This window comes from Candidatus Methylomirabilota bacterium (assembly GCA_035260325.1).
Classification (GTDB): Bacteria; Methylomirabilota; Methylomirabilia; order Rokubacteriales; family CSP1-6; genus AR19.
The window spans coordinates 1-5,377 of record DATFVL010000073.1 but is presented as its reverse complement, the minus strand read 5'-3'; the positions used below and the strand labels follow the sequence as shown (position 1 = coordinate 5,377).

The window sequence follows — 5,377 nt, the reverse complement described above, 5'->3', positions numbered from 1 at the left end:
TGTGCGGTTCGAGCGGCGCGGGGATTCGCGCTACGTGAGCGTCGCCTCCAACCCGATGTGACGTCCGGCGGGCCGCCCGGCCCGCGGTGCCTGGCATGTTCGTCGACGAGATCGATGTCTTCGTCAAGGGCGGCGACGGGGGCGCCGGCTGCGTCAGCTTCCGCCGGGAGAAATACGTCCCGCGCGGCGGCCCCGACGGCGGCGACGGCGGCGACGGCGGGAGCGTGTGGCTCGAGGCCGATCCCGCGCTGACGACCCTCCTCGATTTCCACTACCGGCGGCACTACCACGCCGAGCGCGGCACCCACGGCGAAGGCTCGAACCGTCACGGCGCCACCGGCCGCGACCTGGTCCTGCGCGTCCCGGCGGGCACCGTCGTCACCGACCGCGCCACGGGCGAGCTCCTGGGCGACCTCGCGGCGCCGGGCCAGCGCGTGCTCGCGATCGCGGGCGCGCGCGGCGGGCGCGGCAACGCGCGCTTCGCCTCCTCGACGAACCGGGCCCCGCGCCGCGCCGACCTCGGCCGGCCCGGGCCCGAGCGCTGGCTCCACTTGGAGCTCCGGCTCCTCGCCGACGTCGGCGTCATCGGCTTTCCGAACGCGGGCAAGTCCACGCTGGTGTCGCGCCTCTCGGCGGCGAGGCCGAAGATCGCGGACTACCCGTTCACGACGCTCGAGCCGACGCTCGGCATCGTGCGCGTGGACGCCGAGCGTTCGTTCGTCATCGCGGACCTGCCCGGGCTCATCCCGGGCGCCGCGGAGGGCAAGGGGCTCGGCCACCGGTTCCTCCGCCACACCGAGCGGACGCGCCTCCTCCTCCACGTGCTCGACCTCGATCCGCAGACCGGGCGCGATCCCGTGGACGACCGGGAGGCGCTCGACCGGGAGCTCCGCGCCTACTCGCCCGAGCTCGCCGCGCGGCCGCAGCTCCTCGTCGCCAACAAGGCCGACCTGCCGGAGGCGGCGTCGCGCCGGGAGCGGCTCGAGCGCCAGTGCGCCGCGCAGGGCCTGCGCTGCTTCGTGATCTCGGCGGCGACCGGCGCCGGTCTGGACGACCTGGTCCGCGGCATCGCGGCGGCGCTGGCGGCGCCCGGGCCCGTGGCCGTCGCGGGACGCGTGTCGTGAAGGAGCGCAAGCTCCCCCGCGTCCGCCGGCTCGTGGTGAAGGTCGGCACCGGGCTCGTCACCGAGCCCGGTATCGGCGCCTCGCCCGAGCGCATCGGCGCGCTCGCGCGCGACATCGCCGCCGCGCGCGAGGGGCGCCGCGTCGTGCTCGTCACGTCGGGCGCCATCGCGACGGGGATGGCGCGGCTCCGGCTCTCCGAGCGCCCGCGCTCGATCCCCGAGAAGCAGGCGGCCGCCGCGGTCGGCCAGTCCGCGCTCATGGAGCGCTACGAAGCGGCGTTCGCCCGGCACGGGATCCACGTGGGCCAGGTGCTGCTCACCGCGCAGGACATCGGCGACCGCGCGCGCTACCTCAACGCGAAGAACACGCTGCTCGCGCTGCTGCGCTTCGACGTGCTCCCGATCGTGAACGAGAACGACACGGTCGCCGTCGAGGAGATCAAGGTCGGCGACAACGACAACCTGAGCGCGCTCGTCGCCTCGCTGATCGACGCCGACCTGCTGGTGCTCCTCACCGACGTGGACGGTCTCTACAGCGACGACCCGACCGTCAACGCCGCCGCCCGCAGGGTCGAGCGGGTCGAGGCCGTCACCGACGAGATCGCGCGGCTCGCCCGCGACCGCGCTGATGGCGTCTCGGTCGGCGGCATGGCGACGAAGCTCCAGGCCGCGAAGAAGGCCGCCGCGTCGGGCGTCGCGATGGTGATCGCGAGCGGCCGCGAGCCCGGCGTCCTCGCCCGGATCCTCGCCGGCGAGCCCGTCGGGACGTACTTCGCGCCGAAGGCCGAGCGGCTCGCCGCGCGCAAGCGCTGGATCGCGTTCGCGGTGCCCCCGCAGGGCCGGCTCACGGTGGACGCGGGGGCGCTCGCGGCGCTGACCCGGCACAAGAAGAGCCTGCTCCCGGCGGGGGTCGTCGCCGTCGAGGGCGACTTCGCCTCGGGCGAGGTGGTGGCGGTGCAGGGCGCTGGAGGCCGCGAGTTCGCGCGCGGCGTGGTGAACTTCGACGCCGCGGAGCTCCGGAAGATCCAGGGCGCCCAGACCAGCGAGATCGAGACGCGGCTCGGCTACAAGAGCTTCGACGAAGTGATCCACCGCGATAATCTGGTAATCCTCTAGGGGATGGCCATGGACGTCCGGGCGCTCGTGGAAGGGAAGGCCCGCGCGGCGCGCGAGGCCGCGCGCGCGCTCGCGCTCTGCCCGACCCGCATCAAGAACGACGCGCTCCTCCAGATGGCGCACGGGCTCGTCGAGAAGACCGCGGCGCTCCTCGAAGCGAACCGCGGCGACGTCGAGCGCGCCCGGAGCCGCGGCGCCGCGCGCGCGTTCCTCGACCGCCTGGCGCTCAGCGAGGCCCGCGTCGAGGAGATGGCGCAGGGGCTCCGCGAGATCGCCGCGCTCCCGGACCCCGTGGGGATGGTCGTCGAGGCGTGGCGCCGGCCGAACGGCCTCGAGATCTCCCGCGTCCGCGTCCCGCTGGGCGTCATCGCGTTCATCTACGAGTCGCGCCCGAACGTCACGGCCGACGCCGCCGGGCTCTGCGTGAAGGCCGGCAACGCCGTCGTGCTGCGCGGCGGCAGCGAGGCGATCGAGTCCAACACGCTGATCGCCGGCGTGCTGGCCAAGGCGCTCGAGAAGGCGGGCGGCCCGGCCGACGCGATCCAGTTCGTGGACACGACCGACCGGGCGGCGGTCGCGGCGCTCCTCGAGCTCGACGGGCTCCTCGACCTCGTCATCCCGCGGGGGGGCGAGGACTTCGTCCGGTGGGTCGCCGAGCGCTCGCGCGTCCCGGTGCTCAAGCACGACAAGGGCCTCGTCCACGTTTTCGTCGACGCCTCGGCCGACCCCGCGATGGCCGCGCAGATCGTGGTGAACGCGAAGGCCCAGCGGCCGAGCGTCTGCAACGCGCTCGAGACGCTCCTGGTCCACCGCGCGATCGCGCCGGCGTTCCTGCCGCTGGCGGCGCGGCGGCTCGCCGACGCGGGCGTCGAGCTCCGCGGCTGCCCGGCGACGCGGGCGCTCGTGCCCGCGGCGCGGCCCGCGACCGACGCGGACTGGGACACGGAGTATCTGGACCTGATCCTCGCGGTGCGCGTCGTGGACGACCTCGACGCCGCCCTCGCGCACATCCGCCGGCACGGCACGGGGCTCGCTGAGGCGATCGTCACCAACGACCTCGAGCACGCGCGCCGCTTCACGCGCGAGGTGGACGCCGCCGCCGTGCTCGTGAACGCCTCGACCCGGCTCGTGGACGGCGGCCAGTTCGGCATGGGCGCGGAGATGGGCGTCTCGACCTCGCGGGTCCACGCGCGCGGCCCGGTGGGCGCGCGCGAGCTGACGACGACGAAGTTCATCGTGCTGGGCGACGGTCAGGTGCGGGACTAGGGCTTGGCCGGCACCGCGGTCTTCGGCGGGTCGTTCAACCCGATCCACTACGGGCACCTGCTTCTCGCCGACGAGGTCCTCGAGGCGCTCGGCCTCGACCGGATCCTGTTCGTGCCCGCCGCGGTCCCGCCCCACAAGCCGCCCGGGCGGCTGGCGCCGGCGGCCGACCGCTACGAGATGGTCCGGCTCGCGACGGCGGGCCACCCGCGGTTCGAGGTCTCCGACGTCGAGCTGCGCCGCGCCGGTCCCTCGTACACCGTGGACACGCTCGCGGAGCTCCGCATCCCCCGCGCGGACCTCTTCCTCCTCCTGGGCTCGGAGACCTTCCTCGACCTCCTCACGTGGCGCGAGCCCCGGCGCCTTGCCGAACTGGCCCGGCTCGTCGTGGTCCCGCGCGTCGGCAGCGCGTTCGATCCCGACAGCGCCGCGGCGCAGAAGGTCGTGCGCGAGATCGGGCAGGAGCCCCTGATCGTGCGCGTGACGTCGCTGCCGATCTCGGCGTCGGACCTCCGGCGCCGCGTCCGCGAGGGGCGGTCGCTCGCCTACCGCGTGCCCGACGCGGTCCTCGCCCACATCCGCGCGCGGCGCCTCTACCTGACCGAGGGGGCGTGACGCAGCCGCCGGCCGAGCGGAAGGCGCGGAGCGCCGCGCGCGCGGCGCTCGACAAGCGGGCGACCGACCTGGTCGTGCTGGACGTGCGCGCCGTCTCGAGCATCGCCGACTACTTCCTGCTCTGCAGCGCCAAATCGACGACCCACATGGAGGCGATCTCGGGCGCGATCCGCGACGAGCTCAAGGGCGCGGACGTCCGGCCGCTCCACACCGAGGGCGTCGCCGCCAGCGGCTGGATCCTCCTCGACTACGGCGACGTCCTCATGCACGTGTTCCTCGAGGACACGCGCGCCTACTACGCGCTCGAGCGCCTCTGGGGCGACGCGCCCACCCTGTCGCTCGCCGGCGGCTCCGAAAGGGCGTGAAGGTGTTGCGCGCCTCCCGGACGCGTGTTAGCGTTCATGACTTGAGTAGCGCGTGCCAGACGTGGCGGAGGGAGGCCGCGATGCGCAAAGAGCGACTGGCGTACTTCAAGAAGCGGCTGGTCGAGAAGCAGCGCCAACTGGCGGACGAGGTCGGCCGGACCGCCATCTACGGCAAGGATCAGGAGGACGACTCGATCAAGGACCTGGGCGACCAGGCCAACACCGCCTACAACAGGGAGTTCTTCTTCGAGCTCGGCAACGGCGACCGCCGCCTCCTCCGCGACGTCGTCTCCGCGCTGCAGAAGCTCGACGACGGCGCCTTCGGCTCCTGCGAGCGCTGCAGCGAGCCCATTTCCGAGAAACGCCTCGAGGCGCTGCCCTTCGCCCGCTACTGCATCGACTGTCAGCGCGTGGTCGAGCAAGAGGAGCGGATGGCCACGGGCTGATCGCACGCGGCCCCGACCGGCGCCCCCCTGCGCTCCACGAACCGCCCGCCCGCGCCATGACGCTCCTCGCCTCGCTCCGGACCCTCGTGTCCGTCGGCCTCGGTCTCAGGCGGCTCTTCGCCCCGACGGCGAGCGCGCCCCTCTCCGACGACCCGCAGACGCTGGAGCTGCTCCGGCGCGCGGACGAGGCGCGGGCCGCCGGCCGGCCTGAGGAGGCGGGCACGCTCTACCGGCAGGTCCTCCAGGCGCGCCGCAACCACGTCGGCGCGCTCCGGGGCCTCCGAGAGCTCGCCGCCGAGGCCGGGCGCTGGCCGGAGCTCCTCGACCTCCAGCACCGGATCCTGGGGGCCGTCGCCGCCGCCGGCCGATCGGCGGAGACGGAGTGGCTCGCGGTCGCCTACTACGAGCTCGGACGGGCCGAGCTCGCCCGAGGCAACGCGGCCGCCGCG

The 5,377-nt window shown here is 74.4% G+C and carries 6 protein-coding genes and 1 pseudogene; all 7 read left to right on the top strand.

Annotated features, from left to right (window positions below; genetic code table 11):
* The first annotated feature begins 95 nt into the window (after window positions 1–95).
* Window positions 96–1,073, top strand: a pseudogene (gene obgE, locus VKG64_05300) (GTPase ObgE).
* A 47-nt stretch (window positions 1,074–1,120) separates the two neighbouring features.
* Complete coding sequence (proB, locus tag VKG64_05295) at window positions 1,121–2,239, top strand: glutamate 5-kinase (GenBank protein HKB24454.1); 1,119 nt, start codon at window positions 1,121–1,123, stop codon at window positions 2,237–2,239.
* 9 nt (window positions 2,240–2,248) lie between these two features.
* Window positions 2,249–3,505 (top strand): glutamate-5-semialdehyde dehydrogenase, encoded by a 1,257-nt coding sequence (locus tag VKG64_05290; protein ID HKB24453.1) that lies wholly within the window; start codon window positions 2,249–2,251, stop codon window positions 3,503–3,505.
* 3 nt (window positions 3,506–3,508) lie between these two features.
* Window positions 3,509–4,117, top strand: a complete 609-nt coding sequence (gene nadD / locus VKG64_05285) for a nicotinate-nucleotide adenylyltransferase (GenBank protein HKB24452.1) — start codon at window positions 3,509–3,511, stop codon at window positions 4,115–4,117.
* A complete protein-coding gene (gene rsfS, locus VKG64_05280; protein ID HKB24451.1) occupies window positions 4,114–4,482 on the top strand; it encodes a ribosome silencing factor in 369 nt (122 codons plus the stop codon). The genes nadD and rsfS overlap by 4 nt, the downstream gene beginning before the upstream one ends.
* Window positions 4,483–4,562: 80 nt before the next feature.
* Complete coding sequence (locus VKG64_05275; protein ID HKB24450.1) at window positions 4,563–4,928, top strand: TraR/DksA family transcriptional regulator; 366 nt, start codon at window positions 4,563–4,565, stop codon at window positions 4,926–4,928.
* Between the two features lie 56 nt (window positions 4,929–4,984).
* The coding region (locus VKG64_05270) for a hypothetical protein (protein HKB24449.1) at window positions 4,985–5,377 on the top strand (393 nt) is incomplete at its 3' end.

Coding starts and splice junctions, on each gene's coding strand:
- VKG64_05290 (HKB24453.1), top strand. CDS start 2,249: ATGGACGTCCGGGCGCTCGTGGAAGGGAAGGCCCGCGCGGCGCGCGAG.
- VKG64_05275 (HKB24450.1), top strand. CDS start 4,563: ATGCGCAAAGAGCGACTGGCGTACTTCAAGAAGCGGCTGGTCGAGAAG.